General features: G+C 65.2%; 23 protein-coding genes. 9 read left to right on the plus strand and 14 right to left on the minus strand.

Annotated elements, in window-relative coordinates; all coding sequences use genetic code 11:
- Positions 1 to 116 precede the first annotated feature (116 nt).
- Positions 117 to 470: a hypothetical protein gene (locus DFR29_RS25300; protein ID WP_133821438.1), complete on the plus strand. Its 354-nt coding sequence runs from the start codon at positions 117 to 119 to the stop codon at positions 468 to 470.
- Positions 471 to 554: 84 nt separating this feature from the next.
- Here DFR29_RS25300 and DFR29_RS25305 read toward each other — a convergent pair whose 3' ends face one another.
- The 3 genes from DFR29_RS25305 to DFR29_RS25315 all read right to left on the minus strand — a co-directional run bounded on the left by DFR29_RS25305 (position 555) and on the right by DFR29_RS25315 (position 3,240).
- On the minus strand, positions 555 to 1,448 hold the full coding sequence (locus tag DFR29_RS25305; protein WP_133821439.1) for a hypothetical protein: 894 nt from the start codon (positions 1,446 to 1,448) through the stop codon (positions 555 to 557).
- Between the two features lie 26 nt (positions 1,449 to 1,474).
- Positions 1,475 to 2,776: a type II restriction endonuclease gene (locus DFR29_RS25310; RefSeq protein WP_133821440.1), complete on the minus strand. Its 1,302-nt coding sequence runs from the start codon at positions 2,774 to 2,776 to the stop codon at positions 1,475 to 1,477.
- A 122-nt stretch (positions 2,777 to 2,898) separates the two neighbouring features.
- Positions 2,899 to 3,240 carry a DUF305 domain-containing protein gene (locus DFR29_RS25315; RefSeq protein ID WP_133821441.1) on the minus strand — a complete coding sequence of 114 codons (342 nt, stop codon included), beginning with the start codon at positions 3,238 to 3,240 and terminating at the stop codon, positions 2,899 to 2,901.
- Between the two features lie 526 nt (positions 3,241 to 3,766).
- On the opposite strand from DFR29_RS25315, the gene DFR29_RS25320 reads away from it, so the two are divergent.
- From DFR29_RS25320 to DFR29_RS30370, 4 genes are all read left to right on the plus strand, one after another.
- Positions 3,767 to 4,294, plus strand: coding sequence for a DUF305 domain-containing protein (locus tag DFR29_RS25320; RefSeq protein WP_208113720.1), 528 nt, complete (start codon positions 3,767 to 3,769; stop codon positions 4,292 to 4,294).
- Positions 4,295 to 4,371: 77 nt separating this feature from the next.
- Positions 4,372 to 5,673 (plus strand): PQQ-dependent sugar dehydrogenase, encoded by a 1,302-nt coding sequence (locus DFR29_RS25325; protein ID WP_243746181.1) that lies wholly within the window; start codon positions 4,372 to 4,374, stop codon positions 5,671 to 5,673.
- Between the two features lie 22 nt (positions 5,674 to 5,695).
- Positions 5,696 to 6,517, plus strand: coding sequence for an NAD(P)/FAD-dependent oxidoreductase (locus DFR29_RS25330; protein WP_166654332.1), 822 nt, complete (start codon positions 5,696 to 5,698; stop codon positions 6,515 to 6,517).
- Between the two features lie 211 nt (positions 6,518 to 6,728).
- The gene (locus DFR29_RS30370) at positions 6,729 to 6,851 is read left to right on the plus strand and encodes a hypothetical protein (protein WP_279571539.1); all 123 of its coding nucleotides are present in this window, start codon (positions 6,729 to 6,731) and stop codon (positions 6,849 to 6,851) included.
- Between the two features lie 114 nt (positions 6,852 to 6,965).
- Here the strand turns inward: DFR29_RS30370 and DFR29_RS25335 are convergent, their stop codons facing one another.
- The 8 genes from DFR29_RS25335 to DFR29_RS25370 all read right to left on the minus strand — a co-directional run bounded on the left by DFR29_RS25335 (position 6,966) and on the right by DFR29_RS25370 (position 13,665).
- Positions 6,966 to 7,316 (minus strand): four-helix bundle copper-binding protein, encoded by a 351-nt coding sequence (locus DFR29_RS25335; RefSeq protein WP_133821444.1) that lies wholly within the window; start codon positions 7,314 to 7,316, stop codon positions 6,966 to 6,968.
- Positions 7,301 to 7,918: a DUF411 domain-containing protein gene (locus DFR29_RS25340; RefSeq protein ID WP_243746178.1), complete on the minus strand. Its 618-nt coding sequence runs from the start codon at positions 7,916 to 7,918 to the stop codon at positions 7,301 to 7,303. The genes DFR29_RS25335 and DFR29_RS25340 overlap by 16 nt, the downstream gene beginning before the upstream one ends.
- A gap of 82 nt (positions 7,919 to 8,000) precedes the next feature.
- The gene (locus DFR29_RS25345) at positions 8,001 to 8,483 is read right to left on the minus strand and encodes a DUF411 domain-containing protein (RefSeq protein ID WP_243746182.1); all 483 of its coding nucleotides are present in this window, start codon (positions 8,481 to 8,483) and stop codon (positions 8,001 to 8,003) included.
- Between the two features lie 7 nt (positions 8,484 to 8,490).
- Positions 8,491 to 9,507, minus strand: a complete 1,017-nt coding sequence (locus DFR29_RS25350; RefSeq protein ID WP_133821445.1) for a c-type cytochrome — start codon at positions 9,505 to 9,507, stop codon at positions 8,491 to 8,493.
- A gap of 3 nt (positions 9,508 to 9,510) precedes the next feature.
- Positions 9,511 to 10,935 carry a multicopper oxidase family protein gene (locus DFR29_RS25355; protein WP_208113721.1) on the minus strand — a complete coding sequence of 475 codons (1,425 nt, stop codon included), beginning with the start codon at positions 10,933 to 10,935 and terminating at the stop codon, positions 9,511 to 9,513.
- The gene (locus DFR29_RS25360) at positions 10,935 to 11,267 is read right to left on the minus strand and encodes a hypothetical protein (RefSeq protein ID WP_133821446.1); all 333 of its coding nucleotides are present in this window, start codon (positions 11,265 to 11,267) and stop codon (positions 10,935 to 10,937) included. Before DFR29_RS25360 ends, DFR29_RS25355 begins: the two co-directional genes overlap by 1 nt.
- Complete coding sequence (locus DFR29_RS25365) at positions 11,264 to 13,150, minus strand: TolC family protein (RefSeq protein WP_166654333.1); 1,887 nt, start codon at positions 13,148 to 13,150, stop codon at positions 11,264 to 11,266. The genes DFR29_RS25360 and DFR29_RS25365 overlap by 4 nt, the downstream gene beginning before the upstream one ends.
- 116 nt (positions 13,151 to 13,266) lie before the next feature.
- Positions 13,267 to 13,665 carry a CopL family metal-binding regulatory protein gene (locus DFR29_RS25370; RefSeq protein ID WP_133821448.1) on the minus strand — a complete coding sequence of 133 codons (399 nt, stop codon included), beginning with the start codon at positions 13,663 to 13,665 and terminating at the stop codon, positions 13,267 to 13,269.
- Between the two features lie 238 nt (positions 13,666 to 13,903).
- Here DFR29_RS25370 and DFR29_RS25375 point away from each other — a divergent pair, with 238 nt between their 5' ends.
- Together DFR29_RS25375 and DFR29_RS25380 are read left to right on the plus strand one after the other, a co-directional pair.
- Positions 13,904 to 14,308, plus strand: a complete 405-nt coding sequence (locus DFR29_RS25375; protein WP_133821449.1) for a heavy metal-responsive transcriptional regulator — start codon at positions 13,904 to 13,906, stop codon at positions 14,306 to 14,308.
- Positions 14,309 to 14,487: 179 nt separating this feature from the next.
- Positions 14,488 to 16,734, plus strand: a complete 2,247-nt coding sequence (locus tag DFR29_RS25380; RefSeq protein WP_243746183.1) for a heavy metal translocating P-type ATPase — start codon at positions 14,488 to 14,490, stop codon at positions 16,732 to 16,734.
- A gap of 391 nt (positions 16,735 to 17,125) precedes the next feature.
- Here DFR29_RS25380 and DFR29_RS25385 read toward each other — a convergent pair whose 3' ends face one another.
- The 3 genes from DFR29_RS25385 to DFR29_RS25395 form a co-directional block, all read right to left on the minus strand.
- Entirely contained in the window at positions 17,126 to 18,079 is a 954-nt protein-coding gene (locus DFR29_RS25385; RefSeq protein ID WP_208113722.1) for a DUF2314 domain-containing protein, read from the minus strand.
- Positions 18,080 to 18,171: 92 nt separating this feature from the next.
- On the minus strand, positions 18,172 to 18,522 hold the full coding sequence (locus DFR29_RS25390) for a hypothetical protein (RefSeq protein WP_133821452.1): 351 nt from the start codon (positions 18,520 to 18,522) through the stop codon (positions 18,172 to 18,174).
- Between the two features lie 439 nt (positions 18,523 to 18,961).
- Complete coding sequence (locus tag DFR29_RS25395) at positions 18,962 to 20,368, minus strand: PepSY domain-containing protein (protein ID WP_133821453.1); 1,407 nt, start codon at positions 20,366 to 20,368, stop codon at positions 18,962 to 18,964.
- Between the two features lie 1,596 nt (positions 20,369 to 21,964).
- On the opposite strand from DFR29_RS25395, the gene DFR29_RS25400 reads away from it, so the two are divergent.
- The gene (locus tag DFR29_RS25400) at positions 21,965 to 23,200 is read left to right on the plus strand and encodes a catalase family protein (RefSeq protein ID WP_133821454.1); all 1,236 of its coding nucleotides are present in this window, start codon (positions 21,965 to 21,967) and stop codon (positions 23,198 to 23,200) included.
- A 372-nt stretch (positions 23,201 to 23,572) separates the two neighbouring features.
- The gene (locus tag DFR29_RS25405; RefSeq protein ID WP_133821455.1) at positions 23,573 to 23,983 is read left to right on the plus strand and encodes a hypothetical protein; all 411 of its coding nucleotides are present in this window, start codon (positions 23,573 to 23,575) and stop codon (positions 23,981 to 23,983) included.
- The last annotated feature ends 66 nt before the right edge of the window (positions 23,984 to 24,049 follow it).

The raw sequence follows: 24,049 nt of genomic DNA on the forward strand, positions 1-24,049 counted from the left end.
CAGAAGCTGAGGCGGCCTACTACCAGCAAATCCGTGAGCTCGCCATGGCGGCGTGACTCACACCAACGAGTCTCCGGGGTTCCCGGGGCGGTTCAATTGTTCAAAAGGGGACTGTCATGGGAATACGGGTTGCAGGTCTGGGGTGGGTGCTGTGGCTGCTGACGACGAACGCCGCCATCGCACAGGATCATCACCATTACGAATATTACGTGGACGTGCAAAACGGGTTGGGTGAGACCGTCGGGGTGAGCTGCAACGGCAAGCCCGTGGTGCGGGTGCGGCCCAGCGAAATGCGGTCGATCAACGTGCATGGCGGTGAATCCTTACGCGTTCGTTGCGTTGCGTTCGACCACCATGATCAGCCACTGCAGCGGCAGGCGTTTGCGCTGGATCACCACGACAACCGCGCGGACTGGCCAATCGGACAGGGCGATCACGACGACGATCACGGGCGCGACGAGCAACGCTGACGGCGCCGGAGCGGCGGCGGTCCCGTAGCCATCGTCGCCGATCCCTGCAGGCCACGCTCCGCCGATACCGCAACGCGAAGCGTCTTAGCGCGACGGCGTGCGCGGTGTGCGTGCGGGCATGAGTGTGTACGCGGCGGTGAGCGTAGGCACAGCGACACTGCCCTGCGCGCCGATCATCATGAGCGTGAGTAACACGAACACGGCCTGGCGCACCTGTTGGCGGGTGGCCTGGGTGCGGGCGATGCTGTGAGCGATGCGATTGCGCTGCTCAAGCAACGCCTCGAGCGTGCTCGCCAGGCGACTGACCAGCGGCTCGTCGCGCAGGACGTCGCGCTGCACGGCACGCTTGAGCATCAAGTGGAATTTGTCCATCAATTTCAGCCGGCTGACCGGCTCGCGCAGTTCCTCGTACATCGTCAGGTCGCGCAGGGCGTGATTGATCAGGCTGTCGATCGCGGTCACGTAGGCGAACAAGGCCTGCTTCGTGCGGCCGTCGGTGGCGAAGGCGCGCGCTTCGACCGCGGTTTCCTTGTAAAACTCTGCCGGCAGGTGCTTCTTTTGCAATCCGAGAATACGCAGCCGGGCGATGCAGCGCAGCAGCTCGGCTTCCAGATCCGTGCCGCCGCGCAGCACGCCCGAGAGCACCACCTGCGCGTCGTGCCGCCGGGGCTCGGCCGTCTCCAATTCCAGCGTGAAGGTGTCGGTCTCTGTCACCAGCGCTGCGCCCGACACACCGTCCGGCTCGACGGTGAAGCCGGCCTCCTCGATTTTAACCGCCTGCACGAACGCGTAGCGCCGGGACAAATCCACCCGCGCCGAGACGACGTGATCGTGCGGCATCGAATTCAAGCGCAGCCGGTCGGCGACCTCCAGCGCCAGATCGACGGTTTCGCTATAGATGCGCGCCATGCCAAATTCCCGGAACAGCCGGGGCAGGGCTTTGATGACGCGTGCCTCGAACGCATCCAGGGCATTCATGCCGTGCTTCTCCCTGCCGGGGTCAGTTAGCGCAGCGCGCGCGCGATGGCCAGCACGCCCTTCACGCCCGTGCCGAACCGGCCGATGGCATCGCGGTGCGCGGTGAGTTCACTGTAAGGCAAGTAGTGCAGGTTAAGATCGGTCGCCCGGCTGAAGGCCGGTCGCGCGAACTGCGCACGCACATCGGCCTCGCGCGCGTCGGGCGCAACCAGAAAGTACGCACCGTCCGCGTGCTCGGGCACGCCGAGCGCGAGATCGAGCATACGCACGATGCCCGAATAGATACTCGTGGAATGTTCCACTTCGAAGGCCGCCGCCACGCGTCCGCTGGCGGCCTCCAGCCACAGCACATCGATCAGGCCAAACGTGTCGGCCGCGGCATGCGCGGCCAGCGGCGGAGGCAACTGCGTCAGGCAGCCCTCGCCCAGCGGGGCGTCGGCAAAGAGACGGCCGCGATCGTTGCTCGCGATCCACACGGCGTAGCCCAGCGCCTTGCCCAGATCGCGCAGCCAGGCCTGGATCTGCGTGTGGGTGTGATCGCCATCGCGGGCGAGCGCCAGCGCCTTGCGGCTGGCCGTACTCTCCTCGCGCACGACCGCAAGGTCGTGCGACCAGCGCGCCAGCGCCGCGGTGTCGCCTGCACGCGGCGGGGCCGGATAGCGGCCGCTGCCGACGTCAAACAGCAAGCCCGCGACTGCCCCGAAATCGTTGGAAAACTGCGTCCGATGCCGCGCTATGAGCGCGAGCATGCCGCGGCGCATGGCCAAGTACTCCTCCCACCGGCCCAGCTTGACCCGAGCCCCGGTCACGGCGTTGTAGCCGTTGACGATCGCCGTATTGAACGGCGGCACGTGGGTCGGGTGCAGGAAGTACAGCAGGTTCGCCGCCGCCGGCCCCAACCCCTTGATGCGCCGGCGGTCCAAGGCATGGATCGCTTCGAGGATCGCGGCCTCGCCCGTGCAGCACAGGCACGTGTCCAGGAACCGCCCGAACGCGCGCTGGTGCTCGGCATCCTCGTAGATGTCCGGAATGCGCAGCTTCGGCTTCCACAGGAACGCGTGATCGGCGCCCTTGAAGATCTGCCGCTGTTCGGCGATCGAACCGACCACGGTTTCCAGCGACGAGCCGCGGTAGGCGCAGCCAAACGAACCCTCGGCGATTTCGCTGACCACGGCCTGCAGGCCGCGCCGGATCGCCCGAAAATTCTTGAGCCGCTCTTCCCACAAAAACCAGGTGCGGTAGGTGCCGCCCGGATCCTCCCGCCAGCGGCCAATCAAGGCGCTCAGGGCCTCGGCGTCGGTGACATCGGCCGGCAGGGTCTCGGTCATCGGCGGGCAGTCTCGGCCGGGGCGGGCGCCAGTTTACCCACCGACCGCATGCCCACGCACGCGGGACGGCGTCCTCGCCGGGCGGCGGCCGGCACGAGCGCGCCGGCGGCCGCTGGGGTGACTCAGTGCTCCTTGGCCAAGCGCTCCAGATCCGCGATTTCGCGCTTCTGCTGCTCGTTCATTTTCTTCGCCATCGCCTGCAGTTCGGGGTTATGGCCATCGCGGATTTCCACCTCGGCCATCGCGATGGCCTGACGGTGGTGAGCGATCATCATCGTCGCGAAGTCCTTGTCCACATCGCCGCTCATCGTCATCGACGGCATGCCGTTCATCATAATTTCGTGCAGTTGCGCCGAGCCGCCTTTGCCGGCCTTGGCCGCGTCCTCGTGCGAAGTGGCCGTGGCGGTGACCGCCAGCAGCGCGACGGCGGTTCCGAGCGCGAGGGTTTTCCGTAACATCGACATCGGGGTATCTCCTTTGGTGACAGGGGACGCCAGTACCGGTGGGTCCAATGAGCCTGCATCACACGATCCGAACCGGCGGCGTGTGGCCGAGTATCGACGCTCGGTGTGAATGTCACGGCAATGCGCGCCTGCGTTGACCGGACCACACTGGTCCCTCTCCTCGCATCAGACAGTCTCTGGCATCCCGCTGAGTTCCTAGCGCCCCACGACGTTCCAGATCGGTACGCCGCCGGCGGCCGCGCACTCTGCGGCGTGTTCGCTGCGCCACCGTGCAAACTGCGGGACGTTGCTCGCCATCGCGCGTATTCACCCGCCCTAGAGCTGACTCCAACTCCAGATTTTTCGCGGGTTTTTAGCGCCATGAATTACGTGGCGCTTGAAGCGCTTGCCGCTGCCGGCTGCGTGCGACGGACATAGACGCGGTTCGCCGGCGACGGACCAGGGCTTCTGGTACGCGCTCTGCAATTCATCACTACCCGTGGCCCGCTGCGCGGGTTTTTCCTTATCCCTCGCAAGGAGCGCCCCGATGAAACCTCCGCACGCCGCGCACGCGGCTTCCTCCAACACGGCAACGCACGCCGGCGACGGTCAGGGGAGCGCGATGAATCACTATCCGCGCTTTGCCGCGATGATCGTCGTGTCCTTCGTCGTGATGTTTGGCCTGATGTACGTCATGGTCGACCGTTTTGCCCACGTCCTGAGTAACCTCAACCAGGTCTACATGGCCGCGCTGATGGCCGGCGCCATGGTGCTCATCGAGCTGGCCTTCATGGGCGCGATGTATCCGAATGCCAAACTCAACGGCCTCTTCCTGGCCGTCGCGCTGATCATCGTGGGCGTCAGCTGGTTTGGGGTGCGTTACCAGTGGGGCATCGGCGATACGCAATTCCTGCGCTCGATGATTCCGCACCATGCCGGCGCGATCCTCATGTGCGAAGAGGCGACGATCGCTTCGTCAGAAATCCGCGCGCTGTGCGGAGAAATCCAGCGCTCCCAGCGCGCGGAAATCCTGCAGATGGAGGCCCTGCTGGCTGCCGAGCGGCAACGGCAATGACGCCGGTAGGCGAGGGCCAGCGCGATGTGCGCCACGGATGCTCCCGCTCGGCGGCGTGGTGGCGGGCGGGCGTAGCGATGCTCGCGGTAGCGAGCCTCGTGGCCTGCGGCCACACGGCACGTCCGCTCTCAGAATCCACCGGGCCTGACCCGACCTTGCCGCCGCCGTTTCGCTCGCTCATCCCCGTCATCGATATCGCGCCGGCTACCGGCTGGGGACCGGACCAAACGCCGGTCGCGACCGACGGACTGCGCGTGCGCGCCTTCGCGCGGGGCCTGGACCACCCGCGCTGGCTGCTGGTGCTGCCCAACGGCGACGTGCTCGTGGCGCAGAGCGATGCACCGCCGGACTCACGCGCCACCAAAGGCATCAAGGGCGCGGTCATGAAAGCCGTGATGAAGCGCGCTGGCGCGGGCCTTCCGAGCCCCAACCGCCTCACGCTGCTGCGCGATGCGGACGGCGACGGCGTGGCCGAGACTCGTCATGTCTTCGCCGAGGGGTTGTTTTCGCCGTTCGGCATGGCGCTCGTCGGCGATACGCTGTACATCGCCAACGCGAACGCGCTGGTGCGCGTGCCCTACCATGACGGCGATCTCACCGCCGCGAGCGCACCGCAGCTCGTCGTGCCGCTGCCGCACGGGCCGGGGCCGTTGAATCACCACTGGACCAAGAGCCTCCTCGCCAGCGCCGACGGCTCCCGCCTCTATGTGGGCGTGGGCTCCAACAGCAACGTCGCCGAAGGCGGCATGGACAAGGAAATCAACCGCGCCGCCGTGCTCGAGATTGATCCACACCAGCGCACGAGCCGCGTGTTTGCCAGTGGTCTGCGCAATCCCGTCGGACTGGATTGGGAGCCTGCAACCGGCGCCCTGTGGGTCGTCGTCAACGAACGCGATGAACGCGGCAACGATCTCGTTCCCGACTACCTGACGCAAGTGGTCGAGCACGCGTTCTACGGCTGGCCGTATCGCTACTTCGGCGATCACGTGGACGACCGCGTCCCTGCGCCTGCCGCCGGCGAGGTGGTCACCGCGCGTGTGCCCGACTATGCGCTGGGCGCACACACCGCCTCGCTCGGGCTAGCGTTCTCGACGCCGGGCGCGCTCGCCGGCCGCTACGGCGCTGGAGCGTTTATCGGCCAGCATGGTTCCTGGAACCGCAAGCCGCCCGTCGGCTACCAGGTTATCTTCGTGCCCTTTACCCAGGGCCGCCCAAGCGGCGCACCACCGCAGGTCGTGCTGGATGGGTTTGTCGATGCCCACGGCAACGCACGCGGCCGGCCTGTCGGCGTAGAACTGACCCACGACGGCGCGCTGCTGGTCGCCGACGACGTGGGCGATGCAATCTGGCGGGTCGATGCCGATCCGGCGAGCCGATGAATCGCTTGCCCGGAGTCGTGTCGTGCTCGATTGCCTGATCGTTGGCGGTGGGCCTGCGGGGCTAACAGCGGCCCTCTACCTGGCGCGGTTCGGGCGCTCGTGTACGGTCATCGATGCGGGAGACAGCCGCGCCGCCCGCATCCCGGTCTCGCACAACCTGCCCGGGTTCCCCGAAGGCATCTCCGGCGAAGCGCTCCTGCTGCGGCTTCGCCGGCAAGCCGCCCACGTCGGCGTGCCGATCGAGCAGGCCACGGTCGACGCGCTCGCGATCGATCGCGGCGGTTTCATCGCCACGATCGACGAGGAACACCGGCGAGCCACGTCGGTGCTGCTCGCCACCGGCGTGGCCGACCGGCTGCCGTCGGGCGCGGCGCCATCGCGATGGCATGCGATGACGCTCGACGGTCTCGTGCGCTGGTGCCCGATCTGCGATGCCTACGAGGTCCGCGATCGGCGCGTGGGTCTCATCGCACCGGCCGGGAGCGCGCTCGGTCATGCGGCCTTTCTGCGCACGTATACGCGCGATCTGACGCTGATTCTCGCACCGGGCGACGGGGCGCTCACCGCCACCGACCGACATCGCTTGCAAGCCCTCGACGTGCTGGTCATCGAACAGCCGATCGCCGCCGTCCGCAACACACCGTATGCGATCCTGGTGCAGTTCCCCGACGGCGCGGTGGTGGATTTCGACACGCTCTATCCGCTCGTCGGGTGCACCGGCCGGTCGCACCTCGCCACGGCGCTCGGCGCCCTGTGTGATGCGCAGGGTGAACTTTTCGTGGACGCCCATCAGTCCACGTCCGTGGCCGGGCTCTACGCGGCGGGGATCTGGTCAAGGCCTTGAACCAGATGACCGTCGGCATGGCCCATGCGGCCATCGCCGCAACCGCGATCCATCACCGGTTGGAGACCAACCCGCGCTGACCGGTACGACGCGATACACCGTTTTTGCAAAGGCCCCGCAGCCGCGGTTGGCCGAGGGGATTCGCTAGCATTCCGCGGTTCGCGAGGGCACATTTTGACGTTCGGCCCCGAGCAGTGCTCACTGCGCGGCTATGGAAAACTTTTCCTTTGTTCACTTCATCGCATTAATGCTGATTCGGCTGCCGCTGGCCGGATCCATTGTCGTCATCGGCATCGTGATCGGGTTCGCCCAGCGCCAGCAGCAGCGAAACTAGCGAGTTCCGGCCTCGCCCAGCGCGGTCATCGCCTGCGCATCGTTGGACGAGCCATCGCCGTAGTGGCATGACGCGTACCCGTCAAGCCGAGCGCGCAACGGCGGGCGCGTTGCACTACATTCGCGCGACGTCGCGCGAACGGCTCGTGCAGAGGCGACAATCCCGGGCGCACTCGGTCAACCCGCCGCGCGCGTCGCACGCGTCGGCGCACTCGCTGCACAAGTCGGCGCAGACGGCGCACAGGGCACCCGCCTGGGAATTGCCGGTTCGCAGGTATTTGGCGGTCACCTTGCACAGCTCGGCCGTGACGATGAGGAGCTGGCGCACCTCATCGTCGAGCCATGCTTCGCTCACGCCGCGGTAGGGCAAAAGCCCCGCGCTCATACAGGTGCTGTAACACCGCAGGCACGCCTCCACCGCGCGGGCCGAGGCGGTATCCGGGGAGGGATTCAAAAAACGCAGCACAACGCCTCCCGCGGGATCCGCGCCACGTCGACCACGTCCGGTGTGCCATGACCGTGCTTCATCGGACCGACGCCGTGGCGGGGTGGTGGGCATACACCGTGGCCTCGCCGTCCCGCGGCAGGGCCCATACGTCGTACGCTTGAGGATGGGGACTTTCCATGCCGGGCGAACCGGCCGGCATGCCCGCGACGGCCAGGCCGCAGGGGCGGGCGTTCCTGCAGCCAGCGCCGCACGTCCTGCGGGGGCACGTGGCCCTCGATCACGTAGCCCTCGCGCGTCAACGCGGTATGGCAACTGGCTTTGTTTTCCGGAACACCCAGGCGCAACCGCACCGCATCCAGGTGCGGCTCGTCCTGCACGGCGACGCGAAATCCCGCCTCGCGCAGGCGCGCGACCCAGGCCAGACAACACACGCAGCCGGGACGCCGGAACACGGTGATCTCGCTGCGCACCGGCATCCCGCGTGCGAGCACCAGGAGCGCGGCCAGCACCACCAGCCCCGCCGCACCGACCCCCGCGAGCACCGGGAGAGCGAGGGGACGACGCCTCACGGGAGATCGCTGCGTCATCGCGCTCGAGCGAGGGTCGGTGCGGCGCGTCATCGACGCGCACCTCCGGGCCGTGGGGATCGATCCGCCGGCATCGTCGACAGTCGGAACGCCCTCGCCAGGGCCATCGGCCGTCTCATTGACCGTGTTGTACGAAGTCGCTGACGGTGCCCTCGCCGTCGATCTGGTGCACGGTGTAGGGCGTCACGCGGCCGTCCGGCAATTCCATGCCAGGCGATCCTGCCGGCATGCCGGGGACGGCGAGTCCGCGGACCGCGGGCCGCTGCGTCAGCAGTCGCCGGATATCCGCGGCCGGCACATGGCCTTCCACGAAATACCCGCCGACTTCGGCGGTATGGCACGACGCCATCGCGGGAGGCACGCCCAGCCGGCGCTTGGTCGGTGTGACATTGGCCTCGTCGCGCACCTCGACTGTGAACCCGCTCGCGCGCAGGTGTTCCACCCATTGCACGCAGCAGCCGCAGGTCGGGCTCTTGTGCACGAGCACGTGATCGCTGCCGGCGGACAATGCCGATGCCGGCGATTGCGCCGACGCGGGGCCGGCGAAGAACAGCATGAGCAGGCTGAGCGCGCCTGCCCATCGCAAGAGCATGTTCATTTCCACCTCACGAGGTCTTGTTGGGTCGGGACGACCAATGGATGTGCACAATGCGCCAGCCCAGCGGCGTCTTCTTGAGCACCATGGTTTCGGTGCTGATGAGATCCACGGGCTTGCTCTTCGCCTGAGCGGTGATGCGCGATTCGCTGCCGACCCAGGCCAGATCGCCCACGGCGTCGCCCGTGCGCGATTGCAGGGCCACGGTCGCCGTCTTCAGGAACGCTGCATCGCTCGCCAGGTGGTGCGAGGCGTATTCCGCCTTGGACCGCTCGATACCGCCGCTCTCGAAGATCTTGACTTCGGGGTCCAGCAGATCCGCCGCGGCAGCGGTATCGCCCGACGACACGGCTTTCTGGAACTGCTCCACCACGGCCGTCGGATCGCTGGCGTCGGGCATCGTGTGACTCGCCACTTGCGCGCTCGCCATGCCGGCCGACGCCCTGCTGTCCATGCCGGCGTGATCCATGCCCTCGTGATCCATTGCCTCGCCACCCTCGCGGGCGGTCAGGATCTGGTACTGATCCGGGGTCAAGGTCGGCAGCTTCTGCAGGAATCCCACCATCGCCCAGATGCGCGCATCATCATGGGTGGGCCCCCAGGCGGGCATCGCGGAGGCCTTGATGCCGTGCTTGATGATCCAGAATTGCCGTGCGGCCGCGCCCTCGGCGAGGTTCTTGGTCAACGGCGCTTGCTGGGACGCGGGCTTGGACAGATTGGGCGGTGCCGGGTACAGACCCTGCGCCAGATCGGACGTCGCCTTGCCGGGCTTCAGATGGCAGGTCGCGCACATGTCGTTGTAATCGGCACCGCCGGCCAACAGCATCGCCGGGTCGTCCAACGGCGGTACTTTCAGGTCGGCGCTGGCGCGGGCAATCGAACGTTCGCGCAGCGTTTCCAGGCCCCAGTAGGTCAGGGCGTTGTGCGGCGTGTCCGCGCCGATCGGGTACAGCCCCGAGTACAAAAATCCCAGTGCGCCCAACCCGCCAATGAGCCCGAGCACGAGAATCACCTTGAGCGTTTTCATGCGCTAGCCTCCTGTGGACTTGCCGTGTTGCGAGTGATCCATCGCCGGCATCGGCTCGGACGCCGGGGCCGGTCGCCTCCCTTTCGCGGGCCCGTACGGCATGCGCCGATGGGGCTGGCCGAAGTCGGCATCGGTGCTGACGCGGCGCGCGACTCCGTTCTTCGGATAGCGGTACGGACCGGGATCGCGAAAATCCCCAGCCGCCAGGTCGTCGCGCACCTTGACCACGGTGAACATGCCGCCCATTTCGATCGGGCCAAACTGGCCTTGCCCGGCCATCATCGGCAAGGTGTTCTCCGGGCCCGTCAGGCCCATCGCCACGTGCTCGGAATGCTCGGACATGCCGTTTTCACCCATTGCCATGTAGCCGGGCAGCAGCTGACGAATTTGTGCTTCCACGCCACGCTGATCGACGCCGGTCGGGTTCGGGATGCCGTGACCCATCGGTCCCATCGTGTGATGGGCCATGTGGCAGTGCAGGGCCCAGTCGCCCGGTTCGGTCGCCACGAATTCAACATCGCGCATCTGCCCGACGCCGATGATCTCGGTGACCTCACGCCGCCACTGCGATCGCGGCCAGCGTCCCGCGTCCGAACCGGTGACCCAGAACGGGTTGCTGTGCATATGGATGGGATGATTCCACATGGATAAATTGCCAATGCGGATGCGTAGACGCTCACCCGTGCGCATCACCAGCGGCTCGATTGCGGGAAACACCTTCGAATTGAAGGTCCACAGATCGAAGTCCTGCATGATGCTCGGGTCGGGCCGATACGTGCCCGGGTGCAACGCCCAGTTGTGCAGCAGGAAGGCGTAGTCGCGGTCGATCGGCGTTTCTTCGCCGGCGCGCGGATGGATGATGAACAAGCCCATCATGCCGAACGCCATCTGCGTCATTTCATCGGCATGCGGGTGGTACATGTGCGTGCCGTGCTGCTTGAGCGTGTATTCGTAGACGAAGGTCTCGCCGGGGAGGATGTGCGGCTGGTTGAGGCCGGCCACGCCGTCGAACCCGTTGGGCAGGTCGATGCCGTGCCAGTGCACCGAGGTCGGCTCCTTCAGCCGGTTCGTCACGAACAGCCGCACGCGATCGCCTTCGACCGCTTCGATCGTCGGTCCCGGCGTCGTGCCGTTGTAACCCCAGCAAATCGCCCGCGAGCCCGGCGCGAATTCGTGCTCGATCTCTTCGGCCACCAGGTGGAATTCCTTGGCGCCGCCGTTCATGCGAAAGGGCAGCGTCCAGCCGTTGAGCGTGCGTATAGGCCGATAGCCTTCCCCTGTCCGCGGCGGGGCGGGATCGCTCGGGCTGGGCACCGCCGCTGGCCCGTGGCCGGCGGGGTGCTGCGCCCGGGCCGGCGTCACGGCGCCGGCCACCAAGCCCGCGACGCCGACGCCCATCCATTGCAGCAGTTCGCGTCGTGAGGTCATCAGTGCCCCCCGTGATCGTCGGTCGCGGCCGGCACGTTCTTGTCGTCCTTCTTCGGATCCTTCGCGGCGTCCTTGGCCGGCGCGTGCCCGTCGCCATGATCGTGCGCGCCGCCGGCGGTGTCGGCCTTGGCACACTTGGCCATCATGGCCTTCATGACCGCATCGTTCGGGTCCATTTTGGACATGTCCATCGTTTTCATCTTCGCGCAGTCGGGCTTGGCGTTGGCCGCGGCCGCTTCTTTTTCGTGCTCTTTGGGGTCGTGCGCCGACACGTTCAGGGCGATCGTCAGGCCAGCCAGGGCCATGGCCAGACGCAGGGAAGTCGTATTCATGAGTGATCTCCGAAGGAAAGAACCAGGGGTGAAACGGTGAGGGCACGCCGCGGTGCGGCGGGTACCGCGGACTGGGCGCGGGCAGGGATGCTGGGCATCGACAACAGACGCTGTCCGTCCTCACGCGCCGGCGCCGGCGGGGTGGCGTCCTTGCTGTGGTCCATGCCCGGCATGCTGTCCTCGTCGGTTGAACGGCCCGTCGCTGGCGGTGACGCCGGCTTTTTCCGAGCGTCGTTCGCACCGCGTGGCGCTTTCGTGGGTTTGTCGGCTTTGGCGGGGGGCGCTGCGGGTTTCATCGACGACATGTCATGACCGCTGTGATCCATGCCGGGCATGCCGGCATCGTGCGCAGGGCTTTCGGGTGGGGGCGTCGAACCGGGTTTCATCGACGACATGTCGTGGCCACCATGATTCATCCCGGGCATCGCCGCGCCATGGCCGCTGTGGCCGCCGTGGCCAGCCCCAGCGGGGGCGGGCGGCGACAGGATCGTCTCGACCCCGATCGTGCGTTCGCTCACGCTCGCTGCGCTGGGCAGACGCGTCCCGATCGCGCGCGCCAATTCCACCCGTGCCACCCAGTAGTCGCGCACCGCTTCGAGATAGCCCTGGTAGGCGTCGTATTCCTGTTGCTTAGCCAGCAGTAGCTCGAACGCGCCGATCAGCATGTAGTTGAGTCGCTCGACCTGGCGCACGACGACGGCTTCGCGCTGGGGAACAAGCGCGGACCGGTACTGCTCGACGATGGTGCGCTGGGCACTGACCCGCTCCACCCCCAGCCGCACGTCGTTGTCGATCTCCAGTTCGAGCTGGGCCAGCGCGCTCTTGGCCAGCTCCCACTGCGCCTGCGCACGCGCAATCGCCGCCTGACCCTGGTTGAATAGCGGTATCGCCAAGGACAAGGTCGGGCCCGTCAGTTTCGAACCGTCCGTTTCCTTCTCGCGCTCCACGCCGACATCGACTGATCCCAGCAGACGCCAGCGCCGCGCCAGGCCCAGTGCGTCGCCGAGCAACTCCACCTCACGCCGCGCCGCGGCGAGATCCAGCCGCTGTTCGCGGGCCAGGGACTGCAGCGTTTCCAGACCGTCCTCGGCTGGCACCGGAACCGCCAGCGGCACGTCCATCTGCCAGTGGGCGGCCTGCGCACCGGACAAGCCCATCTGCGTATTGAGCGCGAGCCGCTCGCGCGTGGCGTTCGCCCGTGCCGACAGCGCGGCGATCCGCGCCTGGCTCGCCGCCGCCTGCTCGAGCTTGAGCTCCAGCGCACTGACGTTGCCCGCATCGAAGAAGCGCTGGGCGAGTTCGGCGGAGGTCGCGGCGGCCGTGGCGACGGCTTCGCGCATCTGCGCCACCTGCTCGGCGCCGGCGGCCTCATACCACTGCACTTCCACCTCGGAAGCCAGGTTCACCAGATCCGCCGCAATCGCCTGCTGAGCGCGCTCGTACTCGCCGGCGGCCAAGCGACGCCGGGCGGGCAGCAGCAGCAAATCCGCCAGCGGTGCAGTCAGTCCCGTCGTGATCTTTGACGGGCCGCCGTCCTTGAGCGCCGAACCGCTGAAGGTCGGATTGCCAATACGGCTGGCCTCGACCACGTCGGCTTGCGCCAACCCCAATCGCGCGTACTGCGCCGCCATGCGCGGGTGGCGCAGCTGTGCCACCTGAAAGGCCGTGACCGGCGTGATCGGGGCGGCCGTGAGTTCGGCCACGCGCGCATCGATGGCCACCGTCCCCTCGGGGTCGACGCGCCACTGCACGGCGGCGGGTACGCGTTCGTTCAACAGCATCTGGACGCGATCGGCGCCCTCGCGCCGCGACACCCCCACGCAACCGGCAAGGATCGTCAACGCGGCCGCCAGCGGCAGCCGCAACACCATTCGTTCCATCATTTCGACTCGTTGGCAGGCACGCGCCACGGCGCCGGACGGCATCGCGCGCATGCGAAAAAAGTGACGGTGCGACGCGCGCACCACATCGGCAGCCCGGTCGGGCTGCTAGCCAACGCTTAGGCGATCGGAGGTCGCAAGGGCACCGTGTACCGCGCGGCGGTCAGGTGTGCGCAGGAGAAATCCCGGCCCTTCACGTCACGGTGCGGCGGCACGGTCACACCAGCCAGCGGCGCGGCGCCGGCCGACATCAGGCACCCGCAGGCGCATTGGCCGTGAGTGCAGCACGACGGGGTGCTGTGCTTCGATGCGGGGGCTTTTTCCCCGTGCTGGGTATGCCCGGACGCACCGTCCCTCGCCCCGTCACGTGCCGCGGCATCGCCATGGCACGGCGCATCGGCGACCGCCGCACGCGCCTTCTCCGCCGCGACGTGGTGCTGTGCCATCGCCACGGGCATGAGAAACCCGTTCAGGCACAACACGATCGCAAGAAGAAAGTGGGTGGCGGTGCGAAGCACGCGCTCTCCGCGGAGGATGAGGACGGCGCATAGACTGCGCGCCGGTGCCACAAGTTTCAAGTAGCGCTCCGCGCCGAGCAAAGCGCACCACGGCGGTGCTTGGCCGCCGGTCTAGAGCGTGCCCTGGACGCGCCAATTAACATGAGCTCCGGCGTCCGCGGATAGGGGCTTGACTCTGGACTAGGGTCCAGACTGCACACTGTCGGCTCACGCGATCGATGCGTCATCGGAGCAGACCATGACGAGCTTCACTATTGGCGAATTGGCCCGGCGGGCTGGCGTGGCCATTGATACCGTTCGCTACTACGAACGCGGCCACCTGCTGGCGCCCGCGCAGCGCTCAGCCTCGGGCTACCGGCACTACACGCAGACCGAACTCAAGCGCCTGCATTTCATCCGGCGCGCCAAATCCCTGGGCTTTTCGCTCGAGGACATTCGAACGCTGCTGGCCTTGAGCGACAACGCCGACGTCGCCCAGGTCAAACGCGCTGCCATCGACAAACTTGCCGACGTCGATCAGCGCATCGCCGAGCTGACCCGCATGCGCACCGGATTGCAAACCCTCATCACCGCGTGCCCCGGCCACGGCCGGGCAGACGCCTGTCCGATACTCAATGCCTTATCGCAGGAGGACCTGCCATGACCGCTCCATCTGAGAAACCCGCATGCTGTCACGCGCCATCCACGCCATCGCCCCCGGCCTCCGCGCCGGGCACCGCCGCAGCGTCGGCGGCCGGCCCCCACGGCGGGCATCATCCCGGCCATGCCAATGACCCCGCCGCGGGCGCCACGGCGGCGGCCGACCGCGATCCGGTCTGCGGCATGGCGGTCTCCGCGGACTCGCCCCACCACGCGCACCACGCGGGGCACGACTATCACTTCTGCTCAGCCGGCTGCCGTACCAAATTCGTGGCCGATCCGGCGCGCTATCTGTCCACCCAGGGCATCCCTGACGCGTCTCGGGCACCGCCGGGCACGACCTACACCTGTCCGATGCACCCGCAGATCGTCCAGGAGAGCCCAGGCGCCTGCCCCATTTGTGGTATGGCGCTCGAACCGGTCATGCCCAGCGAGGACGACAGCGAATTGCCGGAGCTCACCGACTTCCGTCGGCGCTTCACCTGGACGCTGCCGCTGACGCTCGTCGTGCTGGGCCTGGCAATGCTCGGTCATCGCCTGACGGGGTTGTCGACCGAGCTGCGCACGGGCCTGGAACTCGTCTTGGCCACGCCCGTGGTGGTGTGGGCGGGCTGGCCGTTCTTTGAGCGCTGCATCGCGTCCATCCGCCGTCGCAGCCCCAACATGTGGACGTTGATCGGTATCGGCGTAGGCGCCGCGTACGGCTACAGCGTGGTCGCGACGGTGGCGCCGGGACTTTTTCCCCATTCCTTCCGGGAGCACGGGCGGGTCGGGGTGTATTTCGAAGCCGCGGCCGTCATCGTATCGCTCACCTTGCTGGGGCAATTGTTGGAACTGCGAGCGCGCTCGGCCACATCGGCCGCGATCAAGGCACTCCTGCGCTTGGCGCCGAAGACTGCCCGTCGCATAAATTCCGATGGCAGCGAGGACGATGTCGCGCTCGAGCAGGTCCATCCGGGCGATCGCCTGCGCGTGCGGCCCGGCGAAAAAATCCCCGCGGATGGGACCGTGCTCGATGGCCGCTCAAGCGTCGATGAGTCGATGCTGACCGGGGAGTCCCTGCCAATCGAAAAAACGGTCGACGCGCGGGTCATCGGCGCCACGCTAAACGGGACCGGAAGCTTGGTTATTCGCGCCGACCAAGTCGGATCGGCGACCGTGCTTGCGCAGATCGTCCAGCTCGTTGCGCAAGCGCAGCGCTCGCGAGCCCCGATGCAGCGCATGGCCGACAAGGTCGCGTATTGGTTTGTCTTGGCGGTGTTGGCCGCTGCGCTAGCGACCTTTTTCGGCTGGGGATTTTTCGGTCCCGAGCCCTCCTGGACTTATGCCGTGTTGAACGCCGTCTCGGTGCTGATCATCGCGTGTCCGTGCGCGCTGGGTTTGGCGACGCCGATGTCGATCATGGTCGCCACCGGGCGCGCCGCGCAGGCGGGCGTGCTGTTTCGTGACGCGGAAGCAATCGAACGGCTACGCACCATTGATACGCTCATCGTCGACAAGACCGGGACCCTGACCGAAGGGCGCCCCACGTTCCGCGACGTGCTGGTCGTGCCAGGCTTCACTGCAAACCAGGTCGTGCAGTTTGCGGCGAGCCTGGAGCAGGGCAGTGAGCACCCGCTCGCATCGGCGATCCTGGCGGAAGCCAAACAACGTTCCCTCACCCTCGCCTCGGCATTGGATTTTTCCTCCGTTACGGGCCAGGGCGTCGTGGGACGTGTAAATGATCGCGCGCTGGCCTTGGGCAATGGCGCCCTCATGGCGCACGTCGGCGCTGACATGTCTGCCTTGGGTGACCGCGCGGATGCGCTGCGAGCGCAGGGCGCGACGGTGATGTTCCTTGCGGTCGACCGCCAGCTCGCCGGCGCCGTCGCCGTCGCCGATCCGATCAAGGCATCGACACCCGCCGCCCTTTCCGCATTGCGCGAAGCAGGACTGCGCATCGTCATGGCGTCCGGTGACGCCGTGGCGACGGCTCAGGCGGTGGCCAAAACGTTGGCGATCGATGAGGTGTACGGAGAGATCAAACCGGCCGAAAAAGTCGCGCTGGTCGAACGGTTGAAGGCACAAGGCCGGCGGGTGGCGATGGCGGGCGATGGCGTAAACGACGCTCCCGCACTCGCCGCCGCCGACGTCGGCATCGCGATGGGAACGGGTACCGACGTGGCCATGTCGAGCGCCGCCGTCACGCTGGTCAAGGGCGACCTGGGCCGCATTTTGGAAGCGCGGGCGATTTCCAACGAGGCGGTGCGCAACATGAAACAAAACCTCGGTTTTGCGTTTTTGTACAATGCCCTCGGCGTGCCGATAGCGGCCGGCCTGTTCTATCCCGTCTTCGGCTGGCTCTTGAGTCCGATGATCGCGGCCCTGGCGATGAGTTTGAGTTCCGTCTCCGTGGTCACCAACGCGTTGCGCTTGGGCAAAACGCGTTGAGATTCACGGCGGCGCGGATCGGCGGCAATGACGTGAATCGACTGGCAGGTGGTGGGCGGCAGCTGCCCGGCCCGGCCGAAAAATCTCGCTCAACCCGCGCCCGCCTTGAACTCACCGTACCACGGTGCGGCGAAGGCGTGTCCGGTTTTAGAGCGGTGCTGTCAGGCGCGATGGGCATGACCGGTTTTCGTCGAATCGCGAGTCGGTGTCAGCTCGACGATTGCGCGGCGGGGTCGGCAGGCCGCAATGCAAGGCGGGTGTGGTGGCTCGCGCAAGGCGAGGGCCACCGGAAGTTCCCAGGCCGAAATCGCCGTCCGCCAGCGCCGGTGGCGACCACCATTGAGCCCGGCACCCGTGCGCATTTTCTCGCATGGCGTCCGAACCGAACCATTCATTGCGCGCCGCGATCCACCGCCTCTTCAAGCACTGGCAGAGTAAATCCACCGACGGGCTGGCGCTCTGCATCGAGGTACAGCCAATCATCGACATCCTCCCGACGGATGTGCAGGTCTTGACCGCGTTTGAACGATGGGAGTGCCGTCGGGACGTTGTCGAGCGTGCCGTGGACTTGATCGCGATCCAACGCCGTCACGGACAACCACATATGTTCAACAAGCTGCCCTTCAACGAGGCGCCCCTTCACCGCAAACTGCGTGCCACGGCGATGCTCAAACGCATCGACGAAGCGCGTCCATTGATCGCGCGCCTGCGTGCTCGCCACAACCAATTTTTGATCGTCATCTCGGATCGACACCACGCCAACATCGTTGACCGACGTGTCGAACACGACGAGCGGGTCGTCACTCGCGAGCGACGACAGGACGCGTTCGTTGTACGCACCAAATTGGCCAAGGTCCGGACTGTAGAGAGCCACCGCGTTGGGCCCGGCCAAGGCGACGATCAATTTGCCGATGTCCCCATAAGCCTGTCGCAGATCGTTCGGCTCTTTGTTGGCGGCCCAATCGACCGACATCCATGCCCGGTGACCCGCCACCGCGTCGCGCAATCGCCCATCGGAGATGGAGGCAATGCTCGGGTCGTTCGCCGGTAAGTAGGGTTCGTCGATGTCATTGACGACGTACGACCCCGAGGGCAAGCGAACCCGGAAGTACGGCGGCATGGATACCACCGGCGCTGGGTCGTTGTTGAGACCGCCGTGTCCACCAATCTGCGCGGCCGCTTCCGCCACATCTCGCTCGCCCAATTCCCGCGGAACCTTCAGCAGCACCACGATCGAGATCAACCGACCCTCCTCGCTGGGTCGCGAGGCGGCCGAGGAACGTGCGGCCATCGAGTCAGAGGGTTTCGCGCGCGGCGGTTCGACGTCGTGCGCCATGACACCCATGGCGCCAATTCCACTGAAGAGCCAACCAACCAAGGATCGGCCAATAACACGCGAGAAGTTGCGGCACCGTGCGGTCATGTCGAGCGCCTCCTTCAATGATCGAACCGGTTTAGATAGGCATCACGACGATTGCGGTGCCCACGCGACCGAGACGTATCGAGGTGCAGGTCAATGGACGCACCTCGATAGCCGTGTCCGTACGCCGCGGTGTACCCGTAACCACTGCGTCGTCCGTGATTGTCGGCTCGGCCTGACCCATGGCGGTTGCCGACGCGAGCGCCGTGGCCGGACGAATGCGTCGAGCCGTAATATCCCTGGTCGCGATAACTTTGCGGGGAGTAGTGCTGTGGGGAGTAGCCGTGATCGGTGCGGTGCTGTCCGCGCGCCATCGAACCGAACACGATCATCAAGGACGCGAGCAGCAAGACGATGGATAGTTTCATGGCGAAAATTCCTGCACCAGCGGAGATTACGGGGAGGCGGTGTGACGAATCTAACCAGACCACATCTTTTCACCTCGCTTCTACGCTGCGATTCCCGAACGTTCAATGAATTCCCGTCAGATGATCCGCAATCAAAACTCTTGATCCAGCTCCAGAATGTGGTGCGATTTCGGTCAGCCCCGTGGCTCCCGCGGGGACGCCGAAGTCCGTCTCATAGGGAACAAAGGTAGGTGTACCTTTGTTACGGATCAGGTAAGAAACACCGCCTGCAAGCAGGAATCGAAGTGTTGCGAGGGCTTAGAACAACGCATCCTTTGCACGCGTGTACACGCTGGAAAACGGGTGGCTCCCGTGCGGATCCGCACAGTCCCCGCGATACCGTCCAATCCGCTCATGAGCGGATAACGGGACTTTTGCAGTTTGTACGCTTGTCCGTGGCCTAGGCCGTCACTCGTCGCTGCCGGGGTGCGCGCCATCGCCGCCACAGCAGAAGTAACCCGGATACCGACAGGCACGTGCCCCCAAACGCGACGGCGATGAGCAGCGGATGGTTGAAGTTCTCGCGCGCACGATAGTCCATGATATGCAGCATCCAGGCGATGTCAAAGAGCCTCCACACGCGATTGCGTCGCTCGACGATGCTACCGGTTTGCGCCGATACGTAAATCGTCGTCCGTAAATCGTCGTCGATTCGAACGCGCCAGAACCCACCTTCATGACCGCGCGTTTCCAAATCCGCGGCGGCGAGCCACTCCGGCGTTTGGAGGCGACCAGGACCTGCGTAGTCGGCTGCCACGGCTGAGTGTGCGACGGCGGCCGTGACGGGTTGCGGCACGCCGGTGTGCGCGTTGTAGCGGTACGCACCGGATGGTGTCGTGACCACATAGACCGGGCCATCCACCGCCGTTTGAAAAGCAACGCTGCGGGCTTGGCCGGCATGATGCGCAGCGATCACGCTGGGCGCCAGCAGCGACGAATAGTCGATGGCAGCGGCGGGGGCCGGCGGCCGAGCGTACGTATGCCCTTCAACCACCGAATGATCCAACAGGCTCATCGTCAATCCGCTACCCACCCAGACGAGCAGCTGCGCCCCGATCGCCCATCCCGCCACCCGATGAATGCGCGTGCGCAAAGGACGTCGGGGCAACCGAACCGAGGGGACCGTGCGCGGCCGGCGCCGCGACACCGCGAGAAGTGCGGCACCGCTCAGAACAAAGGCCAGGGCGATGCCGGCAGCAATTCGCAGTAGCCAATTGTTAACGTTGCTACGTGTTGCATAATCCATAATATGCAACATCCACAACGCGTCGAAGACGCGCCAGCCAGCGAAGCGTTTTGCCAGCAGTTCGCCCGTGAACGGCGAGTAGTACAGCGTCGGCGCGGAGGCGCCGTCAAACCTGACGCGCCACAACGGAGCGGGACGGCCGCTGACCTCACCCGGTGCTTTGTCGAGCCAATCGATCGATCGGATGGCGCGCGGGTGGGCAAAGCGCGCCTGTGCCAGGGTGCGCACCGCGGTCGCATCCAGCGGCGGGCGCGTAACGCCGGAAACCCCGTCAACCAACACGATCGCGTTGGGGCGATGCACCTCGTAGACCGTTTGCCCGAACAAGGTCTTCAGCGTAAATCGCATACTGTCGGGAAATTGCTGTTGGAGGTGAGCGGAGGAGACCACGGCCGTGGGCAGCACTACCCGCGCATCGGGCCAAACCCAGTGGTCGCCATGAATCCAGTCGATGGGTGCCGTGCTCATGTAGAGGCCGGATAGCATCCACAGCACGAATTGAACGCCAATCAGCCAGGCCAGCCGGGAATGCCATAGTCGAATCAGGCGATGAGAGAGCACAACATTCCTTTAGGCGCGACACCGCGCGATGGTTTCGGAGGCACGATCGCCAATGGTAGCGAATGCGGCGACCGACGTTGATGCCAAATGCTGGGCGTGCCCGGGCCGCCGGCGCCCGCGACGCGTCACCCCCCTCGGTGCGTCGGGGGAGATGCCCGTCTCACGAACGGTGCGATTCGGATGGGTCGCTGGCGGGCCGAGCGCGGTCATAACAATTTGCCTTGCAGTCCAGCATGTCAGCATTGACGCACGGCAGTTTCGTTGCCCCATAAGCTGGGCGTGCGCGACCGTGGCATAGCGTGATGACGCCGGCATTCCCCTGGAGAAGTGCGTTCAGTCCCGCACGATCGCGAGCACGTCACCAACCGCGGGTGGGGGCGCGTAGTGAAGGCACAATTCCAGCGCGCTGCTGTCGACATTTTTGACGAGGCCATCACGACTGCGGTCCGGTAGGGCTGCCTGCGCGGATGCAACGGAATTACCAAAAGCAACAACGGTAAAACATAAGATTAGCGTTTCAAATGAGCCTCCTGCGGGAATCAATGGCACGTGGATGCGAGCTGCTGGTCGATGAAAAACAGGGCGCGACAGTTCCAGGAGTGCATGGAGCTGACGGCTTGGTCAGTGTCTTGAATCAGATGTCAGTCGGTACGGCGCGTGCAGCGATTGCGGGCAACGCGATCCCCATCGACTGGATTCCAAGGTGAGTTCGTTCCCGGGCATTAGCGTCCCGTCGAGCGGTGTAGCCGACCCTCGGCGTTCGTGCATTGCGCCCGCTAGCGCCCACCTGCATCGACAGACTGCATGGGGCGCGCCCAAAGCAAACGTTGGAGCTGGTTCCAGAGTCAAGATTCTGCTCGCCGGGTGTGCGCCGAGTCAGGTCAAGAATGACGCCATTTTTCCGGCCCGCCGGTCTGCTAGTCGACGAAATCGCGCGACGAACACGAACGCGATGACATCGTGGCATATCGCATGCAGCGACGTCTATCGCCCTCACACCGCAACGATGCCGCATACCATGTTTATCCACAATGAAATATCGGGGCCATGGTAGAGGCCCAGAGGCTTTCAGCGACCGCCTACTGTCACACCAGCACCTGCGGTGTGGACAAGGCAGAAGCAGGGCGCCAAAAATGACATGACCGATCACGCCGCGACGCTGGGCGTGACCGGAATGGCCGACGTGTCCATGAAGAGTTCTTTCGTTGCGTATAACACCAGCCGTAAAGACTTCGGCACTCGTAACAGCCGGAAGCCATCGAATCATTCTCGGCGTGTCGGCTGCCGTGGTGAAGGGCTTCTGGTTTGGCATTGTCGACCAGGCGACGGTCGACAATTCTTGCGGTCGCAGATTCCCGACCACGCAAGGGGCATTTTAATGTGAGAGCAAACGGCAACTGTCGATCCGGAAATCCGTCAGTTGTGCGCGGGCATCGTGTCATCGCAAGGCGCCGATCCTTGAACGGAAATGTAACACGCAGTGCCGCATTTGATGGCTCCTCGCGACTCGTCGCGAGGACCACGCAACGCTCGGTGGTCCGCACGACGCGGATCGGTGAGTGAAGCCCAGGAACGTGACGAAAAAGGATTTTATGCATGCTTACCATCGCCTCATTGCTATGCGCTCGATTATCCGGTGGGATCGCAGGGATCATGACCATCGGCCACTGCGCCGCCGTGGCGATTCCAGAAACATCTGCACAGACGCCAGATGCGTCGGCATACCCAACCGCGGACGCGACGCTGGGCGAGGTGCTGTTTCCTAACGAGTCGAGCATGGCCGAGCAGATCAGCCTCGCGATCGAAGATACGATACGTCGCGACTACGCGCCCGGTAGTGCGCGACGCGACGCGCACCCCAAAGCCCATGGTTGCGTCAAAGCGGAATTTGCCGTCGCGGCCTCATTACCGAAGTCGTTGGTCCACGGCGTTTTCATTCCCGGAACCACGTACTCGGCATGGATCCGGTTTTCGAACGGCAACAAGGACGCGACACGCGCTGACATCAAAGGCGATGCGCGTGGCATGGCGATCAAGCTGCTCGACGTGCCGGGAAAGAAACTGCTCGATGCCGTTGATCAAGCGACAACGCAGGACTTCATTCTGATCAGCCACCCGGTGTTTTTTGCCAACGATCCGAACCGGTATCTTTCACTGATCCGGGACGGCAGCAGTGGCGGAGTATTCGCGACACTGCGCATTCCTTTCGACTTGGGTTTTCGCGGTCTCATGATCGCCCGCAAGACCGCCAGCAAGACCATTTCCAATCCGCTGCAAACACGTTACTGGTCCACCGTGCCCTATCAGCTCGGTGTGGGCGACGACCGGCAAGCCGTCAAGTACTCCGTCCGTTCCTGTGCAGCGACCTTGGACCCGATCCCGAAGAAGCCGGGCAACGACTATTTGCGTGGTGCGTTGCGCGCAAGCCTCGAAACGGGCGATGCGTGCATGGAGTTTTTGGTGCAACCGCGAACCTCACCGCGCATGGGCGTGGAAGACGTCATGACGGAGTGGGATGAATCCGATGCTCCGTCTTATCCCGTTGCGTCGATTCGCATTCCTCGACAGACGTTTGATACCCCCGAACAGAACGCCTTTTGCGAGGCGTTGTCATTCAACCCCTGGCACGCGCTGCCGGCGCACAAACCGCTCGGCGTGATGAACCGATTACGCAAAGTGATCTACGAACGGATAAGCCAAGTCCGGCATGCGATGAATGCGGTCGGAATGCGGTCGGCCATTCCGCTAGAATCAGCGACGGCTCTATCTACGGCGTCCCCGCCGCAGGCAATAGCGGTTCCTCCGCGACACGGGAGAATCCGTTCGCCGTAGAGAGCACGAAGTGCGGGCAACCGGAATGCGCGCCATCCCGAGGGAGCTGTGGGGGCAGCGTCGGATCGCAGCGCAAGCGGAGAAGGGAATCATAATTGGGTTTGGTTGATGCAGATCAAATGCACACCGTCGAACCTGATGCAGATTCGACTCGCAGTACTTGAACCTTGTAGGGGTTGAGCGTATGCCCATCTCATTGACAGGTCCCAGTCGCCTCCACGTTGGATGTGTGATTCATCGTTCGCGCTCTCCTCGCGGTGTCAGTACGCGCAAACCGTGGGACGATTCTGTGCCGCTCGCGCGCGGTGCAGTCAAGCCATGTAGGTCCCGGGTACACAGATACCCAATTTGCTGTCGAAGGAAGGTCTTGCCATGAACACGCATTTGGAAGTTGAAACCACGCAGCAAGGTATTCTGACATCGACGCGTCGTGCGAGATTGTGCCTGGTACTGGGCGCCGCACTCACCGTGCAGCTGGTAGCCGGCTGCGCCTCCAGCCCTACGTACCATCGGTACTTCATGCAGGGCCAAGTATTGTCGGTGGATGGCAATTCCCTGGTTGTGTGCGTCGGCTCGCGTGACGGCGCCCAGGTTGGCCAAGAGCTCGCCGTTATCAGAAATGTTGCCCAGGCGCCACAGCCGAAGTCCGGCGCCATCAATTTCCGGCGTGAGTCGATCGGAAAAGTTCGAGTAACGACAGTGCTTGATGAACACTATGCGAGTGCCGAAGTCCTCACGGGTAGTCCACGAACCAATGACGTGGTGGAGCTGGAACGTCAGTAGCGCGGCTGGAGCGAGGCAGGGGCGATCGATTTCGTGGAACGGCTGTATTCAACCGGCGTATCAGCT

It is taken from the genome of Tahibacter aquaticus (assembly GCF_004363655.1).
Taxonomy (GTDB): Bacteria; Pseudomonadota; Gammaproteobacteria; order Xanthomonadales; family Rhodanobacteraceae; genus Tahibacter; species Tahibacter aquaticus.

Bases quoted from the DNA above. Each gene is read 5' to 3' on its own strand.
- DFR29_RS25300 (WP_133821438.1), top strand. From the start codon at position 117: ATGGGAATACGGGTTGCAGGTCTGGGGTGGGTGCTGTGGCTGCTGACG.
- DFR29_RS25305 (WP_133821439.1), bottom strand. From the start codon at position 1,448: ATGAATGCCCTGGATGCGTTCGAGGCACGCGTCATCAAAGCCCTGCCC.
- DFR29_RS25310 (WP_133821440.1), bottom strand. From the start codon at position 2,776: ATGACCGAGACCCTGCCGGCCGATGTCACCGACGCCGAGGCCCTGAGC.
- DFR29_RS25315 (WP_133821441.1), bottom strand. From the start codon at position 3,240: ATGTCGATGTTACGGAAAACCCTCGCGCTCGGAACCGCCGTCGCGCTG.
- DFR29_RS25320 (WP_208113720.1), top strand. From the start codon at position 3,767: ATGAAACCTCCGCACGCCGCGCACGCGGCTTCCTCCAACACGGCAACG.
- DFR29_RS25325 (WP_243746181.1), top strand. From the start codon at position 4,372: ATGCTCGCGGTAGCGAGCCTCGTGGCCTGCGGCCACACGGCACGTCCG.
- DFR29_RS30370 (WP_279571539.1), top strand. From the start codon at position 6,729: ATGGAAAACTTTTCCTTTGTTCACTTCATCGCATTAATGCTGATTCGG.
- DFR29_RS25340 (WP_243746178.1), bottom strand. From the start codon at position 7,918: ATGACGCGCCGCACCGACCCTCGCTCGAGCGCGATGACGCAGCGATCT.
- DFR29_RS25345 (WP_243746182.1), bottom strand. From the start codon at position 8,483: ATGAACATGCTCTTGCGATGGGCAGGCGCGCTCAGCCTGCTCATGCTG.
- DFR29_RS25350 (WP_133821445.1), bottom strand. From the start codon at position 9,507: ATGAAAACGCTCAAGGTGATTCTCGTGCTCGGGCTCATTGGCGGGTTG.
- DFR29_RS25355 (WP_208113721.1), bottom strand. From the start codon at position 10,935: ATGACCTCACGACGCGAACTGCTGCAATGGATGGGCGTCGGCGTCGCG.
- DFR29_RS25360 (WP_133821446.1), bottom strand. From the start codon at position 11,267: ATGAATACGACTTCCCTGCGTCTGGCCATGGCCCTGGCTGGCCTGACG.
- DFR29_RS25365 (WP_166654333.1), bottom strand. From the start codon at position 13,150: ATGATGGAACGAATGGTGTTGCGGCTGCCGCTGGCGGCCGCGTTGACG.
- DFR29_RS25375 (WP_133821449.1), top strand. From the start codon at position 13,904: ATGACGAGCTTCACTATTGGCGAATTGGCCCGGCGGGCTGGCGTGGCC.
- DFR29_RS25380 (WP_243746183.1), top strand. From the start codon at position 14,488: ATGGCGGTCTCCGCGGACTCGCCCCACCACGCGCACCACGCGGGGCAC.
- DFR29_RS25385 (WP_208113722.1), bottom strand. From the start codon at position 18,079: ATGGGTGTCATGGCGCACGACGTCGAACCGCCGCGCGCGAAACCCTCT.
- DFR29_RS25390 (WP_133821452.1), bottom strand. From the start codon at position 18,522: ATGAAACTATCCATCGTCTTGCTGCTCGCGTCCTTGATGATCGTGTTC.
- DFR29_RS25400 (WP_133821454.1), top strand. From the start codon at position 21,965: ATGCTTACCATCGCCTCATTGCTATGCGCTCGATTATCCGGTGGGATC.
- DFR29_RS25405 (WP_133821455.1), top strand. From the start codon at position 23,573: ATGAACACGCATTTGGAAGTTGAAACCACGCAGCAAGGTATTCTGACA.